11 protein-coding genes and 1 CRISPR repeat array are annotated in these 19285 nt (G+C 49.3%); of the genes, 10 read left to right on the top strand and 1 reads right to left on the bottom strand.

The window, feature by feature from the left end; genetic code table 11:
- Window positions 1–95: 95 nt before the first annotated feature.
- The 9 genes from A5320_RS18440 to cas2e all read left to right on the top strand — a co-directional run bounded on the left by A5320_RS18440 (window position 96) and on the right by cas2e (window position 10087).
- The gene (locus A5320_RS18440; protein WP_068068547.1) at window positions 96–2777 is read left to right on the top strand and encodes a CRISPR-associated helicase/endonuclease Cas3; all 2682 of its coding nucleotides are present in this window, start codon (window positions 96–98) and stop codon (window positions 2775–2777) included.
- Between the two features lie 509 nt (window positions 2778–3286).
- Window positions 3287–4912, top strand: coding sequence for a type I-E CRISPR-associated protein Cse1/CasA (gene casA, locus A5320_RS18435; RefSeq protein WP_068068544.1), 1626 nt, complete (start codon window positions 3287–3289; stop codon window positions 4910–4912).
- Window positions 4909–5478, top strand: a complete 570-nt coding sequence (casB, locus tag A5320_RS18430) for a type I-E CRISPR-associated protein Cse2/CasB (protein WP_068068541.1) — start codon at window positions 4909–4911, stop codon at window positions 5476–5478. Before casA ends, casB begins: the two co-directional genes overlap by 4 nt.
- Window positions 5479–5513: 35 nt before the next feature.
- Window positions 5514–6548: a type I-E CRISPR-associated protein Cas7/Cse4/CasC gene (cas7e, locus tag A5320_RS18425; protein ID WP_068068538.1), complete on the top strand. Its 1035-nt coding sequence runs from the start codon at window positions 5514–5516 to the stop codon at window positions 6546–6548.
- A 13-nt stretch (window positions 6549–6561) separates the two neighbouring features.
- The gene (gene cas5e, locus A5320_RS18420; protein WP_068068532.1) at window positions 6562–7305 is read left to right on the top strand and encodes a type I-E CRISPR-associated protein Cas5/CasD; all 744 of its coding nucleotides are present in this window, start codon (window positions 6562–6564) and stop codon (window positions 7303–7305) included.
- Window position 7306: 1 nt separating this feature from the next.
- Window positions 7307–8008, top strand: coding sequence for a type I-E CRISPR-associated protein Cas6/Cse3/CasE (gene cas6e / locus A5320_RS18415; protein WP_068068529.1), 702 nt, complete (start codon window positions 7307–7309; stop codon window positions 8006–8008).
- Window positions 8009–8034: 26 nt separating this feature from the next.
- On the top strand, window positions 8035–8865 hold the full coding sequence (locus A5320_RS18410; RefSeq protein ID WP_068068526.1) for a KilA-N domain-containing protein: 831 nt from the start codon (window positions 8035–8037) through the stop codon (window positions 8863–8865).
- Window positions 8866–8867: 2 nt separating this feature from the next.
- Entirely contained in the window at window positions 8868–9788 is a 921-nt protein-coding gene (gene cas1e, locus A5320_RS18405) for a type I-E CRISPR-associated endonuclease Cas1e (RefSeq protein ID WP_068068524.1), read from the top strand.
- 8 nt (window positions 9789–9796) lie between these two features.
- The gene (cas2e, locus tag A5320_RS18400; RefSeq protein ID WP_442966061.1) at window positions 9797–10087 is read left to right on the top strand and encodes a type I-E CRISPR-associated endoribonuclease Cas2e; all 291 of its coding nucleotides are present in this window, start codon (window positions 9797–9799) and stop codon (window positions 10085–10087) included.
- A gap of 88 nt (window positions 10088–10175) precedes the next feature.
- Window positions 10176–12950: a CRISPR direct-repeat array (repeat unit 29 nt; unit sequence CCGTTCCCCGCATGGCCGGGGATAAACCG).
- A gap of 771 nt (window positions 12951–13721) precedes the next feature.
- Here the strand turns inward: cas2e and A5320_RS18395 are convergent.
- Window positions 13722–15809 carry an amidohydrolase family protein gene (locus A5320_RS18395; protein WP_068068520.1) on the bottom strand — a complete coding sequence of 696 codons (2088 nt, stop codon included), beginning with the start codon at window positions 15807–15809 and terminating at the stop codon, window positions 13722–13724.
- 162 nt (window positions 15810–15971) lie between these two features.
- Here A5320_RS18395 and A5320_RS18390 point away from each other — a divergent pair, with 162 nt between their 5' ends.
- Entirely contained in the window at window positions 15972–19280 is a 3309-nt protein-coding gene (locus A5320_RS18390) for a DEAD/DEAH box helicase (protein WP_068068517.1), read from the top strand.
- Window positions 19281–19285: the final 5 nt, after the last annotated feature.

Raw genomic sequence — 19285 nt, 5'->3', positions numbered from 1 at the left:
ACGCACCTGTTCAGTGAATGTAGTGGTTTTTTGTGCAGTGTTGCGATTATGGGGAGATGTGGGTAGGGTGGTGTTAGACACAAGGAGCATACTGAATGACAACAGCAAGTTACATGGGGTACTGGGGCAAAGCCAAAAAAGATCCAGAGCAGGCTGGGCCAGAGTATCACTTGTTGGCTTATCACAGTTTGGATGTGGCGGCGGTGGGTTGGCAGTTACTGAACCCGGACAATAAGTTGTGTCAGGAATTGGCTGATTTTCTGCAACTGCAACCAGCGCAGTTACAAAGCTTATTCACTTTTGCTCTGGCTATACATGATTTAGGAAAATTCACCGGTGCTTTTCAGGCTTTAAAAACATTCGATACTACGGATTTGCATCAGTTTAAGGTGCGCAGACCCTATGATGGAGCTAAAGCCCGTCATGACATGTTGGGTTGGGCATTATGGCGAATGGCTATCGACGAAGATCTGGATTTACTTCAGTTGACAGGACTTTCACTTGCAGAGGCCAAAATTGATAAAGGGCTGGTGACCTTATTTCAAACTACTTGGGGGCATCACGGGAAGCCAGTGCAGCAAGGTCGTAACGTTGAGCTGGAAGATCATTTGGTTGACGCGAATATTCAACATGCTACTGAATTTATTAAAGATGTCGCGTCACTTTTTAAGCCGCAGTGGTCAGCACATTTTTTCACACCTGAAATTCAACAGCGTTTCCGGCAAATAAGCTGGCATTTGGCGGGTATCGGTATATTGGCAGATTGGGTTGGATCAGATACATGTTTCTTTCAGTATCAGAAAAGCGCGGTTTCACTGGCAGACTATTGGTTGGTGGCATTGGACCATGCCAAACTCGCCGTGGCAGATACCGGATTATTTGATACTTTTCCAGTCGAACCATTTAGCACTTTCAAACAGCAATTCGGTTTCGAACCCACTCCTTTGCAGCAGTGGGCGGCTGAGGTACCTATTCAGAACTGCCCCCAATTATTTGTTCTGGAAGATGTGACCGGTGCTGGAAAAACCGAAGCCGCATTGACTTTAACCCAAAGAATAATGGCAGCAGATTTAGCTGATGGTTTTTACTTTGGATTGCCATCAATGGCGACTTCGAACGCCATGTTTAAACGGATCCTTCGCCATTATCATCAGATGTATCAAGGCAATGCGCCTAGTATTGTGCTGGCACATGGCGCCAGAGATATGGAACAGAGTTTTCGTGACTTATTTCAAACAAGCGCATTCAGTGATGCTGATTACTTGCCCGATGAGCCGACGGCAACTGCAGTTTGCCATCAATGGTTTGCTGACTCTCGCAAAAAAGCACTACTGGCCCCTGTCGGGGTTGGTACTTTAGATCAGGCTTTGTTGGCGGTGTTACCGCGAAGGCATCAGGCACTGCGAATGATTGGTTTACACCGTAAGGTGCTGATATTTGATGAAGTCCATGCTGCAGATGAATATATGCTGGTATTGCTACAAGATTTGTTGCAGCTTCATGCTAGGCAGGGAGGCAGTGTCATATTACTGACCGCAACTCTTGCCGAAAGGCAACGCAAGGAGCTGATAACACGTTGGCTGGACGTTTTTGGTCTTACCGCTCCGACAGAATCAAACAATTCATTTCCGTTAGCAACTCAGGTTGGGAATCAAAGTGTTTTACAGTCGGCGTTGTCGTCGCGTGAAGATGTTTGCCGACAGCTTCAAGTTGTTTTTTTGCACTCAGTAGCGGCTTGCCTTGCCAGAGTAGAAGCCGCGGTGAGTCTGGGTCAATCCATTGTTTGGATCCGCAATTCGGTTGCGGACGCATTAACGGCTTATCAGCTCGTGAGTACGCAATTTCCTGGTCAATGCTTGTTGTTTCATAGTCGTTTTACGCTACTCGACCGCCAGACCACTGAAAGCTCAGTGCTAACTATTTTAGGTAAAACATCTACCGTTAAAGAGCGTGCTGGAAAAATCATCATCACGACCCAAGTTTTTCAAGAGAGTCTCGATGCCGATGCGGATGTGATGATTTCTGATATATGCCCTATCGATGATTTAATTCAGCGTGCAGGCCGTTTGCACCGGCATACCCGTGATACACATGGCTGCTATCAATCAGGTATTCAGGATCAACGGCAAAAACCAGTGTTATATCTGCATTGTCCGGAATTCTCAGAATCACCAGACACGAATTGGCTGTCGGCGCAATTTCGAAATACCGAACTGGTGTACCGTTCACCTGGCAGATTATGGCTTGGTTTAAGGGTGTTAATGCAGCACGGTGCTATTCGCATGCCAGAGGATGCCCGGTTATTGATCGAATCTGTTTATGGAGAGAAGGCAACTCATGACATTCCGGAAGCATTACAAACAGCTGAACAATTGCATTTTGGCGAAATTCAACGGAAAACTAATAAAGCGATGCAGCAAACCATTGATTGGTATCAAGGTTATTGTGCCGATAGCCATGTTTGTTGGGGTGAAGATGATAGTGAAATCAGCACCCGTTACAGCGATATGGAAAGTGTTGAAGTTATTGTATTAAAAAGGGAAGAGTCCGGGCAAATAATATTATGGGCATATGACCAGCAAAATGCGCTGGCACTCAGTAAATTAAAACTCCCGAAACACCAGGCTGACAAATTACAGAATTTTTCTGAAAGTCATTCCGTAAAAGCAGAGCAATTAAAAGCGCAGTTTAAGCAGGCGAGGTTTACCAGGTTTTGGCTTGCAGAGGATGATCAAATGTTTTGCTATTCAACAGAGACAGGGTTCTCCAAAAAATAATCCCCGCGGATGCGGGGAAAGGTAGAAATACACCATCAGATGCGTTGCATCATTAAGGTTCATCTCTGCTTTGCAGAGAAGATGGAAGGATACGCGTATGAGAGTAGGTTTTCAATTTATTATATAAAATGCTTTGCATCATTACTTATAAAAAACTTTACTTGTTCCTTTTTCGAACGTACTCTTGTTTTATCTGATTTAGGTAGAGCGTTCAAGGGGGCGCTTTGCCCCAAGTACGCTTACGGGTTGCATCGTCGATACTACTTGGTCCAGATCTAGTTTGCAATAACGTGAACTAGTCATCCCGCTAGCTAAAAAGGGCAATATCATGCTTAAGTCCGACGATGTTGATGACTACATTTTAATTTTTCGTCGCTTTAAAAAGGATAAATCTGGACAGTTACTTGATGCCAGGAAATACGGATTAAAGGCTTGGCCTATTAAAATCCGAAAATCTGATTAAGTCATAGGAGTGGTGCTTGTGGCACCACTCTTTTCAGGAGGAAAAAATGAACTTACTTTTTGAACCATGGATCCCGGTGCGTTTGCAAAACGGCGAGCGGCGTCATATCAGTTTGAGTGACATTACCAATCCACAGATCGCCGATTTTGCGTTTCCCCGCGCTGACTTCCAGGGAGCGGCATATCAGTTTGCCATCGGGGCATTCCAAACATTATTTGCGCCGAAAGATGAAGAGTTCTGGTTCGATTTTTATCTGCAAGCGCCAACAGCCGTTGTTCTGCATGAAGCTCTTGAGAAAGGCCGGCATGCGTTTGAACTTGTTGCAGACTCTGCGAATACACCCCGATTTATGCAGGATTTTGACGAGCTGGAGCAAGCAGAAGCAGGCCCGGTTTCCGGGCTGTTGATCGAAGCGCCGGGTGGCAATACGCTGAAATTGAACACCGACCATTTTGTGAAACGGGGTTTATACAGCCAGTTGACTTTGCCTATGGCCGCCATTGCCTTATTTACCTTACAAATTAATGCACCTTCCGGCGGGCAGGGTCATCGTACTGGTTTAAGGGGCGGTGGTCCTTTAACCACGCTGGTGTTGCCACATGATGCCGATGCGTCGTTGTGGCAAAAACTTTGGCTGAATGTACTGAGTAGGGAAACATTTCGGTATCAGGATCCAGATTTGCATAGCGTGTCAGTATTTCCCTGGTTAGGCCCTACCAAAGAAAGCAAACTTAAAGGAACTGAGGTTTACACCAAAGATGTCCATCCCCTGCATATGTACTGGGCGATGCCCAGGCGGATCCGACTGGAAGTGCAACATGGTTCAGCACAATGTGACCTGAGTCAGCAACCGTGCGAGAGTTATGTGACCCACTATCGGACACAAAACTACGGTTGTAACTACAGCGGTAGTTGGTTTCATCCATTAACACATTACCGGGTGAATCCGAAAAAACCAGAAGAAGACAATTTATCTACCAAGGGACAACCTGGCGGTGTTACTTACAAATACTGGCAAGCGTTAACTTTGCAAGATAAAGATGAAGGCAATATTCCAGCTTTAGTTGTAACAGCCTGCAGCAGTGAAAGAAATAGCCGACTTAAAGGTGAGTATCAACGGCTATGGGCCTTTGGCTACGATATGGACAATATGAAAGCAAGAGGCTGGTATTCAACAGAGTTACCGCTTTTTCATATAAAGCCAAAGCAGCGTGAGCGATTACTTAAAGATATCAAGGCGGTTCAGCAACTAGCTGCAGAAGCAGTATGGTGTTGTCGCACTCAAGTGAAAGCTGCTTGGTTTGGCAAACCTGCAGATGTCAAAGGTGACACCAGTTTTGTTGATTTACAATTTTGGCAAAGGTCGGAACAAGCGTTTTATCAAACGATCGCACAGATACTGTCCGATGAGCACGCAACTGATTCGCTAACGCCAGATGCAGCTTTAAAGTGGCTGCTGGCATTAAAACATACCGCAACCGATTTGTTCGACGAACTTGTACTTTCAGTCAGCGACAGCCAGAAAGACATTGCCCGCTCGGTGAAAGCCCGCGGCGCCCTCACTGGATGGTTTGTCGGCGGAAAATCAATAAAGAGTTTTAAACAGGCATACCAAATTCCGACTTTATCAACAGCGACACCAGCGAAAAATATGCAGGAGGCTAAAGCATGAGTGGGCAGCAAAAAGAGTTAGTGAGTAAAGCAAAATGGCAGGCAGAGCAGTGGTGGCAACAGATGATGCTGCCACAAGCCGAACTTAACGTCCCGAAGGCGCCAGCCCGCTACAGAGCAGAACTACGCCGTTGTGGCAGTGCTGATGCGGCAATGCTGACGGAAGGTTTCAGAGTGTTGTGGTTGGCCTTACCTGCTGAGATTCGTGAGCAACATTCATACAGCATTGAAGCCTGGGCAACCGTAGCGGCGATACTTTCACATGTCAGTCAGGCTCAGGAAAAAACATTTGGTGCCAGCCTCGGCCAGCTGGATGCTAAGACGGACAAAGCGGTCGTCAGCGAACTTCGTTTACAGCAATTACAAGGGGCCAAAACCAGTCAGGATTTCTTCCGTCGACTGCATCGTCTGGTACGGCAGCTCGGTGGCAAAGCAAATCCAGAAGCATTGATAGCCGATATTCTGGATTGGTTTGGTGAACATTATACGCAGCAACCGCGTCGTGCCGACAAAAGAGTCGCGGTGCGCTGGGCGCTGGATTATTACAGTGTGAAAGCTCACGTCTGAACCATTAAATCTGATAGTGAATTAAGGAAAATCATATGAGTAAATTTATTCAACTGCATTTATTAACTTCTTATGCGCCTTCAAACCTGAACAGGGACGATCTGGGACGGCCTAAAACAGCCAGAATGGGCGGTTCAGAGAGGCTTCGCGTCAGCTCGCAGAGTTTAAAGCGGAATTGGCGTTGTTCAGATTTATTTGAGCAAGCGTTGGCCGGAAATATCGGGATCCGGACCAAACGTTTTGGTGAGCAGGTTCTGCAGCAGCTTATTGCTAAAGGAATTCCTGAGAAAAAAGCAACTGAATGGACAGCCGCAATTGCCGGGCAGTTTGGCAAACTTAAAAAAGATTCCGTAGAAATTGAGCAGCTTGCGCATATTAGCCCTCAGGAGCAGCAAGCAACTTTTTCGCTGCTTGAGCAATTAGTAGCGGAAGACCGGGCTCCATCAGAAGAGGATTTGAACCTGTTAACCCGTAAAACGTCGGCTGTTGATATCGCGCTGTTTGGTCGTATGTTGGCATCCAGTCCGGAATTTAATATTGAAGCTGCATGTCAGGTCGCGCACGCTATCAGTGTGCACAGTGTTGCTGTTGAAGACGACTATTTCACCGCAGTTGATGATTTAAATGATGGCATGGATGATCGCGGCGCTTCACATATTGGCGAATCCGGTTTTGCCGCCGCGCTGTTCTATAGCTATATCTGCATCGATAAAGAACTGTTAGTCGAAAACCTGAACAATGACCTCGAGCTGGCAAATAAAGCAATTGCCGCCTTGGTTGAAGCTGCCGTAAAAGTCTCGCCAAAAGGGAAACAAAATTCTTTTGCTTCCAGAGCCTATGCCAGTTTTGTGCTGGCCGAAAAGGGAGAACAACAACCTCGTTCGCTGTCCGTGGCATTTTTAAAACCAGTATTTGGTGAAGATCAAGCTGCCGAAGCAATCAGTAAATTACTTCAGCAAGTCCACAACTTTGATGCTGTATATGGTCCGTGTGCAGACAGTCGAAAATCTTTGAATGCAGTGGCTGGCGAAGGCAGTTTTAGTGAGTTAGTGGCTTTTGTCGCCGATTAATACAGGAGGCGTTATGCAATATCTGGTTTTTCGGTTATACGGCCCAATGGCGAGTTGGGGGGAAGCTGCTGTTGGTGGTGACAGACCCACTGCGCTGCATCCGACCCGTTCTGCTGTTTTGGGATTATTAGCGGCGGCTATGGGAATCCGGCGAGATCAACAAACAGAATTAACAGACCTATTTCAGTCAGTTCAGTTTGCTATAAAAGAATACAGCTCGGGTGTTCTGGTGCGGGATTATCATACTGCTCAGGTGCCTTCTTCAGATAAAAAAAGGACACATCGGCATCGTAAAAGTGAACTTACAGGACCTGGATTTAAGTTAAATACAGTGCTATCGACTCGTGATTACCGGAGTGACGGACTTTGGGTAGTGGCTATCTGGTTAACCGGGCAAACAAAAGTAAGTCTGGCGGGGCTTGCAGATGCGTTGTTAAAGCCTCGGTTTACCTTATATCTTGGGCGAAAGTCTTGTCCGCTGGCTGCACCATTAAAGCCGCAACTGGTTGAAACAGAAACCTTAAAGCAAGCTTTGGATTCAGAGTTTCCTTGTTTGCTAAATTCTGCTGAACAAGATCGTAGCTGGTTACGTTTTTCGAAACAACATAGCTATTACTGGCAAGGCCCTAAGGACTTAATTTCGGCAGGTGCTATGGTTACGCAGAGCGTGCAGTTATGGGATGAACCCGGCGATCGATTGAAGTGGCAGTTTTCAGCACGGACAGAGCATCAGCTAACTGTCAGCATGGAGAGCTAGCATGTATTTATCACGAGTTCGTTTCTGGCCGAATAGTGCCGCGCATCAGGCTTTGATTTCAGTGCAGCAAAAAGGCAGCTATGCCAGCCATCAATTGTTGTGGCAGTTGTTTACTGAGCAGGCAGATCGTAATTTTTTATTTCGCGAAGATCAGGCCAGTGGCCTTGTCGGATCACAAGGGATGCCAGAATATCTGGTGTTGTCGACAACAGCGCCCGCGCAGTTGTCTGAGTTATTTCAGGTTCAGACCAAAAAGTTTGAACCACGCTTGGTTGTTGGAGAAAGGCTGGCATTTCGGTTAAGGGCAAATCCGACTGTGTCTTATAAAGGTGGATCTTCAGACAGTAGCAGAGGGCAACGTCATGATGTGATGATGCACGCCAGAAAAACGGCCCAAGCTTCAGGTATCGTTGATAAACAGCAATTGCAGCAGCAGATGAACCAAGCTGCAATTGATTGGCTTACTTGTGAGAAACGCTCGGCCAAGTTGGGTGTCAGGTTTGAAGTGCAACCAACGATTATTGCGTCATCTCAGCATAAAACCCGCAAGAAAAGCCAGTCACAGCTGATTAGTTACAGTGCAGTAGATTATGAGGGGGTGTTGACTGTCAACGAACCTGAATTATTTCTGACGCAAGTAGCGCTGGGATTAGGGCGGGCCAAAGCCTTTGGTTGCGGGCTAATGTTAATCCGGCGGGTTTAATAATCAAAATTCAAGGAGGATCTTTGATGGCTGTAAAACTAGAAGTTCTGGAACAGCAGATCGCAACTTATGGCAAGGATGGCATCGAATATATCTGTATCACCGATATGGCTCGCTTTAAACATGCTGAGCGTACTGGTTCCATTATTGGAAACTGGATGCGTAACCGCAATACAATTGAATTTCTGGGAATTTGGGAGCAACTGAATAATCCTGGTTTTAAAGTCATCGAATTCGATGACTTTAAAAAACAAGCCGGCCTCAATAGCTTTACCCTTACGCCAAAACAGTGGATTGAACAGACCAACGCCATTGGTCTGATATCCAAAGCTGGCCGATATGGTGGCACTTATGCACAAAAAGATATTGCCTTTGAATTCGCTAGTTGGATTTCTGTTGAGTTTAAACTTTATCTGATCAAAGAGTTTCAGCGGCTAAAAGAGCAGGAATTTCAGCAGCTTGGTTGGGATATTCGGCGCAATTTAGCCAAGGTGAATTACCTGATCCACACCGATGCGATTAAGCAGAATTTAATACCTGACACTTTAACGCCAGGCCAGATCAACCATGTATATGCCGATGAAGCCGACTTGCTGAACATGGCTTTGTTTGGGGTAACTGCAAGGCAGTGGCGGGAGCAAAACCCTACTTTAACCGGCAATATGCGTGATCATGCCAACATGCATCAGTTGGTGTGTCTTGCTAACCTTGAAACCATGAATGCTTTTCTGATCCATCAGGGTGAAGCTGCAACAGATCGGTTGCAACAACTGAACGCGCTGGCCATTTCACAAATGACTATTTTATCCAAACAGCCCACTGGCCTTTTGGCTTTATCTGGCAAAGGAAACAATTAGCCATGGCCTTTATTCCGCTAAAGCCTATCCCACTTAAAGATCGTAACTCGATGATTTTTATTGGCATGGGCCGAATTGACGTCAAAGATGGTGCCTTTGTGGTGGTGGATGAAGTGAATGGCGAACGTATGCATATTCCGGTGGGATCCATAGCCTGTTTGATGCTGGAACCAGGCACCCGAATTTCCCATGCGGCTATGAAGCTGGCGGCTGAAGTTGGTACGTTAATTACCTGGGTGGGCGAGGGCGGCGTTCGGTTCTATTCTGCCGGACAGCCTGGCGGTGCCCGTTCCGATAAGTTGTTGTACCAGGCAAGTCTGGCACTTGATGAACAACTGCGATTAAAAGTAGTGCGAAAAATGTTTGAACTACGGTTTGGCGAAGAGGCGCCACTGCGGCGCAGTGTTGATCAGTTACGGGGTATTGAAGGTGCCAGAGTACGTCAAACCTATCAGTTGTTAGCCAAACAATATGGCTTGCAGTGGCAAGGTCGCAAATATGATCCTAAAGATTGGGAGGCAGGAGATATCGTCAATCGTTGTATCAGCGCCGCTACTGCTTGTTTATATGGTATCACTGAAGCGGCAATTCTGGCGGCCGGTTATGCCCCAGCCATTGGTTATTTACACACTGGTAAGCCACTGAGTTTTGTCTATGACATCGCAGATATCATCAAATTCGACACCGTGGTGCCGTTGGCGTTTCGGATCGCGGCGAAAGATCCGATATCACCAGACAAAGAAGTTCGGCTGGCCTGTCGCGAGTTGTTTCGCACTGATCGCACGCTCAAAAGGCTGATCCCGCTGATTGAAGACATTCTGGCCGCAGGTGAAATTAAACCACCAGAACCATACCCGGATGCACAACCACCCGCACTCCCTGAACCGCCATCAATTGGCGATGCTGGTCATCGGAGCGGTTAATTATGAGTATGTGCATGATTGTGACCGAAGCTGTCCCGCCGAGATTACGTGGTCGATTAGCAGTGTGGTTATTAGAAGTACGTGCAGGTGTGTATGTGGGAGATGTCAGTCAGCGTGTACGCGAAATGTTATGGCAACAAGTAGACGCTATGGCAGAAGATGGCAATGCCATTATGGCGTGGGCCACCAACACCGAATCAGGTTTCGACTTTATCACTTACGGCAAAAACCGTCGTCAACCTGTCGACTTTGATGGTTTGAGGCTGGTCACTTTTCTTCCTGACGATTCGCAAAATTAACGATTATCTTGCTCTTTAAAAATCCGGAAAATTTGGTAGAAAAACAGAGCCTGTTTTTTTGTTTAAAATTCAGGTATATACTTTTAGTCCGTTCCCCGCATGGCCGGGGATAAACCGTGAAAAAATTATTCAATCTCGGGTAAAAGTGCCCGTTCCCCGCATGGCCGGGGATAAACCGTCTTCTTGACCATCCAAATCGATAAGCAACACCCGTTCCCCGCATGGCCGGGGATAAACCGCGTATGGGCGTTAGCCAACTACGCGACATTACCCGTTCCCCGCATGGCCGGGGATAAACCGCAGCCAGTTTAGCAGCCGACAAAATGCAGCAACCGTTCCCCGCATGGCCGGGGATAAACCGTGGCGGTATCCACATGGATCATGGTATCGCCACCGTTCCCCGCATGGCCGGGGATAAACCGTGGAAGCACAGCGCCGTGATCGCTATTGAAAACCGTTCCCCGCATGGCCGGGGATAAACCGCGGTGAAACTTTTACCTAACACCTTGTTAGAGCCGTTCCCCGCATGGCCGGGGATAAACCGCAGTTGCTGAAACTGGATGCGCTGACCCGCACCCGTTCCCCGCATGGCCGGGGATAAACCGGTATCGGGATTAGCGGTACTGAAGAAATATTCCCGTTCCCCGCATGGCCGGGGATAAACCGCTTTAACTTTCGTTCCAGTCCCTGATGTAGACCCGTTCCCCGCATGGCCGGGGATAAACCGCCAAGGCAGGCATGGTGCGACTATCTGTAGCACCGTTCCCCGCATGGCCGGGGATAAACCGTTTTTGTGCTTTGGTTGGCCTTGGTCGTGCTGCCGTTCCCCGCATGGCCGGGGATAAACCGCCAAGCTCTTTGTCGATTTTGGCTTTCAGGTACCGTTCCCCGCATGGCCGGGGATAAACCGAGTCATTAACTGCGCTCGGATTGCCAATGTCGCCGTTCCCCGCATGGCCGGGGATAAACCGGCGCTGCAATTTCGGCTAACTTATCCTGGTGTCCGTTCCCCGCATGGCCGGGGATAAACCGCAATTAAGCCAGGGTTTATCCGGTGGAGTCCTCCGTTCCCCGCATGGCCGGGGATAAACCGCTCTGGAGTCGCAGGGGTTGGATTTGCAGCTGCCCGTTCCCCGCATGGCCGGGGATAAACCGTCATGGTTTCCACGGTATTGGCTGCCGTATGCCCGTTCCCCGCATGGCCGGGGATAAACCGTTTGATCCAGATGATTCGAATTTAATTTTAGACCGTTCCCCGCATGGCCGGGGATAAACCGGTTACTTTCGGCTCGCATTCCTGCTGCACCAGCCGTTCCCCGCATGGCCGGGGATAAACCGCATTAACTGCAGCGGCCGTTCAATTCGGTTGACCGTTCCCCGCATGGCCGGGGATAAACCGGTTACTTTCGGCTCGCATTCCTGCTGCACCAGCCGTTCCCCGCATGGCCGGGGATAAACCGCGAAGGGGCGCAGCTCATTTCAAAGTTGCTGGCCGTTCCCCGCATGGCCGGGGATAAACCGCCTGTCATTGATGCACTGGCAACAGTTGCAAACCGTTCCCCGCATGGCCGGGGATAAACCGTGCGCCAGCATCACTAAACCTGATAACCAGCACCGTTCCCCGCATGGCCGGGGATAAACCGCCAGCCTGTTTAATCATCTCAATGTCTGACGCCCGTTCCCCGCATGGCCGGGGATAAACCGGTCAGCTTTACTTGCCTCATCCTTCAGCGCTCCCGTTCCCCGCATGGCCGGGGATAAACCGCAACCAAACTCTGCAATAGTTTCGTTTTCGTCCCGTTCCCCGCATGGCCGGGGATAAACCGTCTCCGCCAATGGTTCATCATGGCAATACTCACCGTTCCCCGCATGGCCGGGGATAAACCGTTTTGGTGCAGCTTGTTTGCCAAACTCGTTGACCGTTCCCCGCATGGCCGGGGATAAACCGCATTGCTCTGTGGCGTAAAATATGTCGACAGCCCGTTCCCCGCATGGCCGGGGATAAACCGATATCGGCCAAGCGACCGCAGAATTGAAAGAACCGTTCCCCGCATGGCCGGGGATAAACCGCCAGAGGCGAAAAATGAACATCTGGCTAGGTCCCGTTCCCCGCATGGCCGGGGATAAACCGGTGACTTGTTACCTAATTCTCACCCGACCGAGCCGTTCCCCGCATGGCCGGGGATAAACCGCAAAACCGAGCAATGGTGCAACTATGAAGCGGCCGTTCCCCGCATGGCCGGGGATAAACCGCCACCAACGAAGGTTATGATCGAGGTAATCAGCCGTTCCCCGCATGGCCGGGGATAAACCGCTGGCAATAAACAAAATAATGCGCCGCCAATTCCGTTCCCCGCATGGCCGGGGATAAACCGCCCCATCCCTTACACCGGTGACAATCGGATTTCCGTTCCCCGCATGGCCGGGGATAAACCGCCAATACATACAAGGGGTCTACCTCTAAAAGGCCGTTCCCCGCATGGCCGGGGATAAACCGAAACCCTGAATCAGACAGCAATGGATGCTCTGCCGTTCCCCGCATGGCCGGGGATAAACCGCGTGCAGCGAATGCCGGGTAGTACAGGCTGATCCGTTCCCCGCATGGCCGGGGATAAACCGTGGTTTCGCCAGTCGTGCCGGTCGTACCTTTGCCATTCACCGCATGGTCTGTGATAAACCGACATTGGCGATGAGCTGGTCAAGTTTGATATGCCGTTTCCCGCACGGACGGGGATAAACCGAACATCAACGGTTTTTAAGTTGCCGACCTGACCCGTTCCCCACACGGCAGGGGACAAACCGTCAATCACGGGCGACCCATACATGTTCCGCAACAGTTCCCTGCATGGTCGGGGATAAACCAGACGAATAGCCTTTAATCGTTCAGCATAGATACCGCCCCCCTGCATTGCCGTGGATACGAGTAGAGTTTACGCCGATAGATGTCAATCCGTTTCGAAGACGGAATACCGCTGTGGCGATATATCGTCTGATTTTGGCATCGGTGATTGTAGTGGGTGGCGTCAGGTATATTGAAAAAAAAACAATCGCACGATAACCCGTGCGGCACTGATAAAGTTGGAGGTTTCGCGGTCAGAAACAAACCTATATCGGCTAAGCTCGATGCTTAGGTCAAAACCCCCAAGCCGGCTCCTGGGGAACCGTGGTGTTTGGCAGCTCTAGCGCCGGGAGCCTATCCACCACAGCGTTTCCAGTATAGGAATTTTCATGGCGAACGTAAACGTCGTCATCAATTTCGATGCGACAGTTAAGGTGGGGCATTTTGATAATTTTGAGGTTGAGCGTGCCAGCCCAATCGTAAAAATCACTATGCACATGAAAATCCTACCACCCTCAATGTTAAAAAATTAGAGGTACTGATTGCGTTGTCGCAATGCAATTTAGATCGTCGCCTCGAGTTGATTCTCAACATAAACCCGTCGAATTCGACGGGTTTATGTTTGTTGAAATACTACAAAATTTCAGATTAAGCTAAGTTAATTCGCGGCTACAAAGACCAACTTAATAACAAAATCCGATTTTAAACCCATCGAATTCGATGACATTAAAAAGGCCTGTAAAAACAGGCCTCAACACGAATTCCAAATTCAACCGATCAATCAACAACAATCAATCAATGCCGATGCCCATGCTTAGCACTACCAGCGCCTTTCCCCGGCGCCGCAGCACTTTGCTTAATAACCGGTTTAGCAGTCACAAATGGCTTAATCCCCATCGACTGGTAAATATCCATCGGGTAGATGGCCTGGCCTTGGGTGATCACCATGGCTAACTGGCGGATGTCGCTGATGTTTTTGGTTGGGTCGCCGTCGACCAGGAGTAAGTCGGCGTCTTTGCCTACTTCAATGCTGCCTTTGCTGGCTTCTACTTTGCTGTAGCGGGCGCCGTTGAGCGTAGCTACTTGCAGCGCTTGGGCAGGGGTTAAACCGGCTTTGACCAGTAATTCCAGCTCACCTTGCAGGGTGAAACCGGCAAGTTCGTCGGTGCCTGCTACTACCGGGATGCCGGCTTTGTACATCATGCCGACAAACTCAACCATCTTGGCGTAGGATTTTGCGTAAAGTTTGGCGGTTGCTGCGTCTGGAATATCCAGCTCGGCGGTGGCGTAACGGCGTTGTAAATCTGGTGGTAAATGGTCGACGATGGCTTTCCATGGGTCACCGACTTCACCATCGACTTTTTTCAGGAAGTCAAAAGTCGCCAGGGTTGGGTCTACCACAATGCCTTTATCTTTCATCAGCTTGATATAGTCCTGCACCTTTTGGCTTTGCAAGTCTAAACCGGCCACTTGTTTTGCTGGCAGGTAAAACCGTTCCAGGGTGCGGGTGTCGGTGTCGGGTTTGACCAGGAAATTCAGCAGCATCTGGTTAATATGTTGAATTTCATCAAAACCGGCGGCAATCACATCTTCAGCTTTTAAAAATGCCGGCACATGGCCGCTGACCCGTAAACCACGGCTATGCGCGTAAATGACGGTATCTTTTAAGATTTCTTTTGGAAATGAGTTATAAATTTTCAGCTGCGGATAACCGTGGGCGGCGTACCAATCAATCGCCGATTTGGCACCGGCCAGGTCTTTCACCACAAAACCGTTGCGGGCAGAGAACGGGCTTTCACCTTCCAGAAAACCTGTTGGTACCACAGTTGGTGCCAGCAATTGTTGATGCTCGGTTTCGTCGATAATTGCCTGAATGGTGGCGTTATCATTACCCATATCACGCAAGGTCGTCACGCCAGCAGCCAGATGTAACGGGCCTTCCCAACGTGAAATATGGCCATGCATATCAAATAAACCCGGCACGACCATGCGGCCTTTACCGTCGATATCGTTTTGCACCGGCGTATTCAGCGTGCCGGTTGGCACTATGCTGGTAATTTTACCGCGAAGCAGATACACGTCACTGGCGCTGCCGACTTTGGTGGTTTTGCTGTCAAAAATCCGCACGTTACGCAGCACCGTCAGGCCGGCTAATTCCTTCGGAATTTTGGTGGCCATATCGGTCAGTAATTTGGTTTCTGCCTGTTGCTGGATCGCGGCCATTTTAGTGGCGTTGTCCTGCCAGCCTTCTTCAATCAGCGTTAAATAGCCAGGGGCAATACTGGCAAATAAACGAGGGTTTTCACCGCTGGTTGCCCAGACAAAATTTGGCTCCAGGCCTACGCCGGTTTGGACTAACAGTTGAACCTGTTGTTTTTCACCGCCTTTTTCGACAATTAAATCGCTGACCGGTTGCTGGGTTAAAGTGCCGGACGGCAGTAACGCGATACTGTTAGTGCCGCTTTTGGCGATGGCGTTGATGGCGATGGAGCTTAATTCCGGCGAGCCATCGACCGGTAAATACATGACGGCGCCAGATACTTTCGTCTGACCTTTTTGTTCGCCGGCGTGCCAGCTGGCGTTGTCGCCTTCACGCTGGAATTTTTCGTTGATCACCGAACCAAAAGTCGATTTGCCCTGGCCGCTGTAACTGGCAATGGTGCCGTCGGCATTGAGTTTAATCGATTCGTTTAATTCCGGGCCACGGCCGTTGTCTTTAAAAATAAAACGGACATTCAGTTCGCCATTGTCTGCAATATCAACAATTTGCTCACCGGCTTTGACGCCGTTGTCGACCAGAATGGTATAACGGCGCTGCTCAGCCGCCAGGCTTTGAAAAGTAAAACTTGCCAGTAACAGGGCAGCAATTGGGGTAAAACGCATCGGAATATCCTTATGGATGAAGAGGCTATGCACCGACAATACCAAAGCTTTGGAATGTTGCGCAATGCTGATAGTCTTGGACGAAATGTCGACTGACGCTTTGGCCAGCGGCCGAATTAAGGTAGCATAGACGTCCTTTGGCCTGAATTTATTGTAGACCCCATGTCTGACGCGGTATTTCCTATTAGTGCAGCTACGCTGCAGCTTTGGTTTGATCCTGGTACTTTCCAGCGTGCCCGTGCCTATTGGCAAGCGGGTAAAGTGATTAAACTTGAATACAGTGAAGATTTGGCCCAGATCAGTGCGCAGGTCTGGGGTGAAGCTTTGTCCCCATACCGGCAATTTATCTCGTTAAAACCGCATGGCGCCGAGTGGCGTTTAACGGACACCTGTAGCTGCCCGATTGGTGGCCGTTGTAAACATGTGCTGGCGGTGCTGTTAAAACTAAAGCAAGCATACGAGCAGCAACAGCAGGGGTTGTCGCAGCTGCCGATGCGTCAGCTGAATCAATGGTTTAACGATGTCGAGCGGTTGGCCAATACCGATCCGAGCATTGGAAAACTGAAAGACGTGGTGCTCTATATCCTGAGCTATGGCCAGTCTGGATTGCAGCTGTACCCACGAAGGGTGAAGCAAAGCAAAAAAGGCACTTACACCAAAGGCCAAACCATCACCCAGCATGAATTTTCCGGTTATCTGGTGCCGTACTGGATTGAAGAAGCCGATTTTCGGCTGATTAACCTGTTCCGTTCACAAAACATCCGCGAACAATCGTTGTTAGAAGACGACTGGGGTTATCAGCTACTGCAACAATTGCTGGCCACTGGTCGTTGTTTTTTTGGTGAAGCGCGGCACGAACTGAAACATGGCGAGCCGCGCGAGCTTGAGCTGAAATGGCTGGAAGGCAAAGCCGGTCATCAGCTGATGTGGGATTTAGGCGACGATGCCGAACTCGAAGTGGTCTACACCAATCCGCCTTGTTATCTCGATACCACCCATTTTGTGATTGGTCCTTTGACCACAGAACTAAGCGGTCGCGAATTAAAACTGTTGGCAAAAATGCCGCCGGTACCGGTTGCTGTGGTGCAGGACAGTTTAAGTAAACTGCAAAAACTATTTGGTAAAGTCAGCCTGCCGGTGCCCAAAGGTGTGGCGCTGGAGCGGCTCGATGTCGAGCCCATTCCGGTATTACAACTACGGATGCAACAGCAAAAAACTGCCGGCAATAAACGACCAACCGCACGTTTGGGTTTTGCTTACGGCGAATTTGTATTGCCGCTGGATTTACGCCAATCGCAAACTGAAGTGAAAGAGCCAGGTCGCACGGTATTTATTAAACGCAGCCGGGCGCTGGAAACCGCAGCGCTGGAGCAGTTGCTGGCATACGGGCTGGTGCAGCTGGCCGAGCCGGATGAATTTGAACACGCAGTCGTTGAAGCTGCTGTTGATGGGCTGGCAGCTCAACAACAAACGAAACAACAATGGCAACAAGCCTCGTTTGGCATCGGTGAAGGCCCTGACAATCCACAGCTTTGGCAACCGCTGTTACAGGCGTTACCCGATTTAGCCAATGACGGCTGGCGGGTAGAGCAAGCCGAAGATTTTAATCTGGATATATTAGCTTCGACCCCATATTTGCAGGTTGAAGACGGCAAAGAAAGTGGTTTTAAACTGGGTATTCAGGTGGATATCGACGGCCAGCAAGTACCGTTGTTGCCATTGATCACCCAGTGGCTGCGCCAATATGGGTTACCCACTTCGCAAGAGCATATTTGGCTCAGTTTACCGCAAGGCAAACTGGCGTTGCCAGTGAGCCTTATTCAGCCACTCATCGACACCATCGTTGAATTGCTGAACCTCAGTAAACCAATGTTAATGCTGGAATTGCCGGATTATAAAGCGGCGTTATTGCCAGCACCCGGTGCTGCCGAAGTGAAGTATCTGAATGCCGGTCGGTTAGAGCGGCTGACCAGTCAGTTGCATCATTTTAGCGGCATCAGCGAAGTGGCGAAGCCAGAAGCGCTGGAAGCAGAGCTGCGGCCTTATCAGCAACAAGGTCTGAACTGGTTAAGCTTTTTGCGCCAGTATGGCCTGGGTGGCGTGCTTGCCGACGATATGGGCCTGGGTAAAACCTTGCAGGCGTTGAGTTTTTTACAAAGTGAACGCGAAGCAGGGCGGTTAACGCTGCCGGTGCTGATTGTCTGTCCGACCAGTTTGCTCGGTAACTGGCAGCAGGAAGCGGCGCGGTTTACGCCAGAGCTGCGGGTATTACAGCTGTATGGCTCAAAACGCCAGGCCTTGTTTGAACTGTTGCCGGATTACGACATTATCGTTACCAGTTATCCGTTGGTGGTGCGCGATATTGCGCTGTATCAGCGTTACCGTTTTAGTGCGGTGATTCTGGATGAAGCGCAGCATATTAAAAACTCCGGCAGTCAGGCGGCGCAATCGGTGCGGCTATTAAAAGCCGATTTCCGGCTGGCGCTTTCTGGCACGCCACTGGAAAACCACCTGGGTGAACTGAAATCCTTATTCGATTTTGTGTTGCCGGGGTTATTAGGCACCGAACAACATTTCCAGCAGGTGTATCGCAAACCTATTGAAAAACATGCTGATGCTGAACGTGCCCATGCGTTAAAGGCGAAAATTGCGCCCTTTATGCTGCGCCGGACTAAATCGCAGGTCGCGACCGAACTGCCAGAAAAAACCGAGATTATTCAGCTATTAGAGCTGGAATCGGATCAGCGTAATTTGTACGAAAGTATCCGGCTGGTGATGGAAACCAAGGTGCGGGAGTTGTTTTTGCGCAAAGGCGTTGCCGCCAGCCAAATTGAATTCCTCGATGCTTTATTAAAATTACGTCAAGCCTGTTGTGATGCGCGCTTAGTGCCAATTGAACAGGCGCAATCGGTGAAGCACAACGCCAAGTTACAGTGGCTGCGTGACACCCTGCCGGAAATGATTGAAGAAGGCCGGAAAATTCTGTTGTTTAGTCAGTTTGCCAGCATGCTGAATCTGATTGAACAAGAGCTGCAATATATGGGTATTTCGTATAGCAAGCTGACCGGTCAGACCAAAAAACGCCAGGATCAAATTGACGCTTTCCAGCAGGGTGAAACGTCGGTGTTTCTGATCAGCTTAAAAGCTGGTGGCACCGGTTTAAACCTGACTGCGGCGGATACCGTCATTCACTATGACCCATGGTGGAATCCGGCAGCAGAAAATCAGGCCACCGACCGCGCACACCGTATTGGTCAGGACAAAGCAGTCTTTGTGTACAAATTAATTGTTCGCAATACCGTTGAAGAAAAAGTGCAGAAATTACAGCAGTTTAAGCAAGGTTTGGCTGACCAGTTGTTTGCCGGTGGCAAAGGCCAGGTGTGGCAGGGCAGTGCCATTGATTTGCTGTCGTTATTTAGCGAAGAGGCGATCCCGGCCCAAACTCCGGACGAAGACTTACAGTTCCGATAACCGCC

The sequence above is a fragment of the Rheinheimera sp. SA_1 genome, assembly GCF_001669775.1.
Taxonomy (GTDB): domain Bacteria; phylum Pseudomonadota; class Gammaproteobacteria; order Enterobacterales; family Alteromonadaceae; genus Pararheinheimera.
The sequence above is the reverse complement of the archived record's forward strand: the minus strand, read 5'-3'. Positions and strand labels throughout refer to the sequence as shown.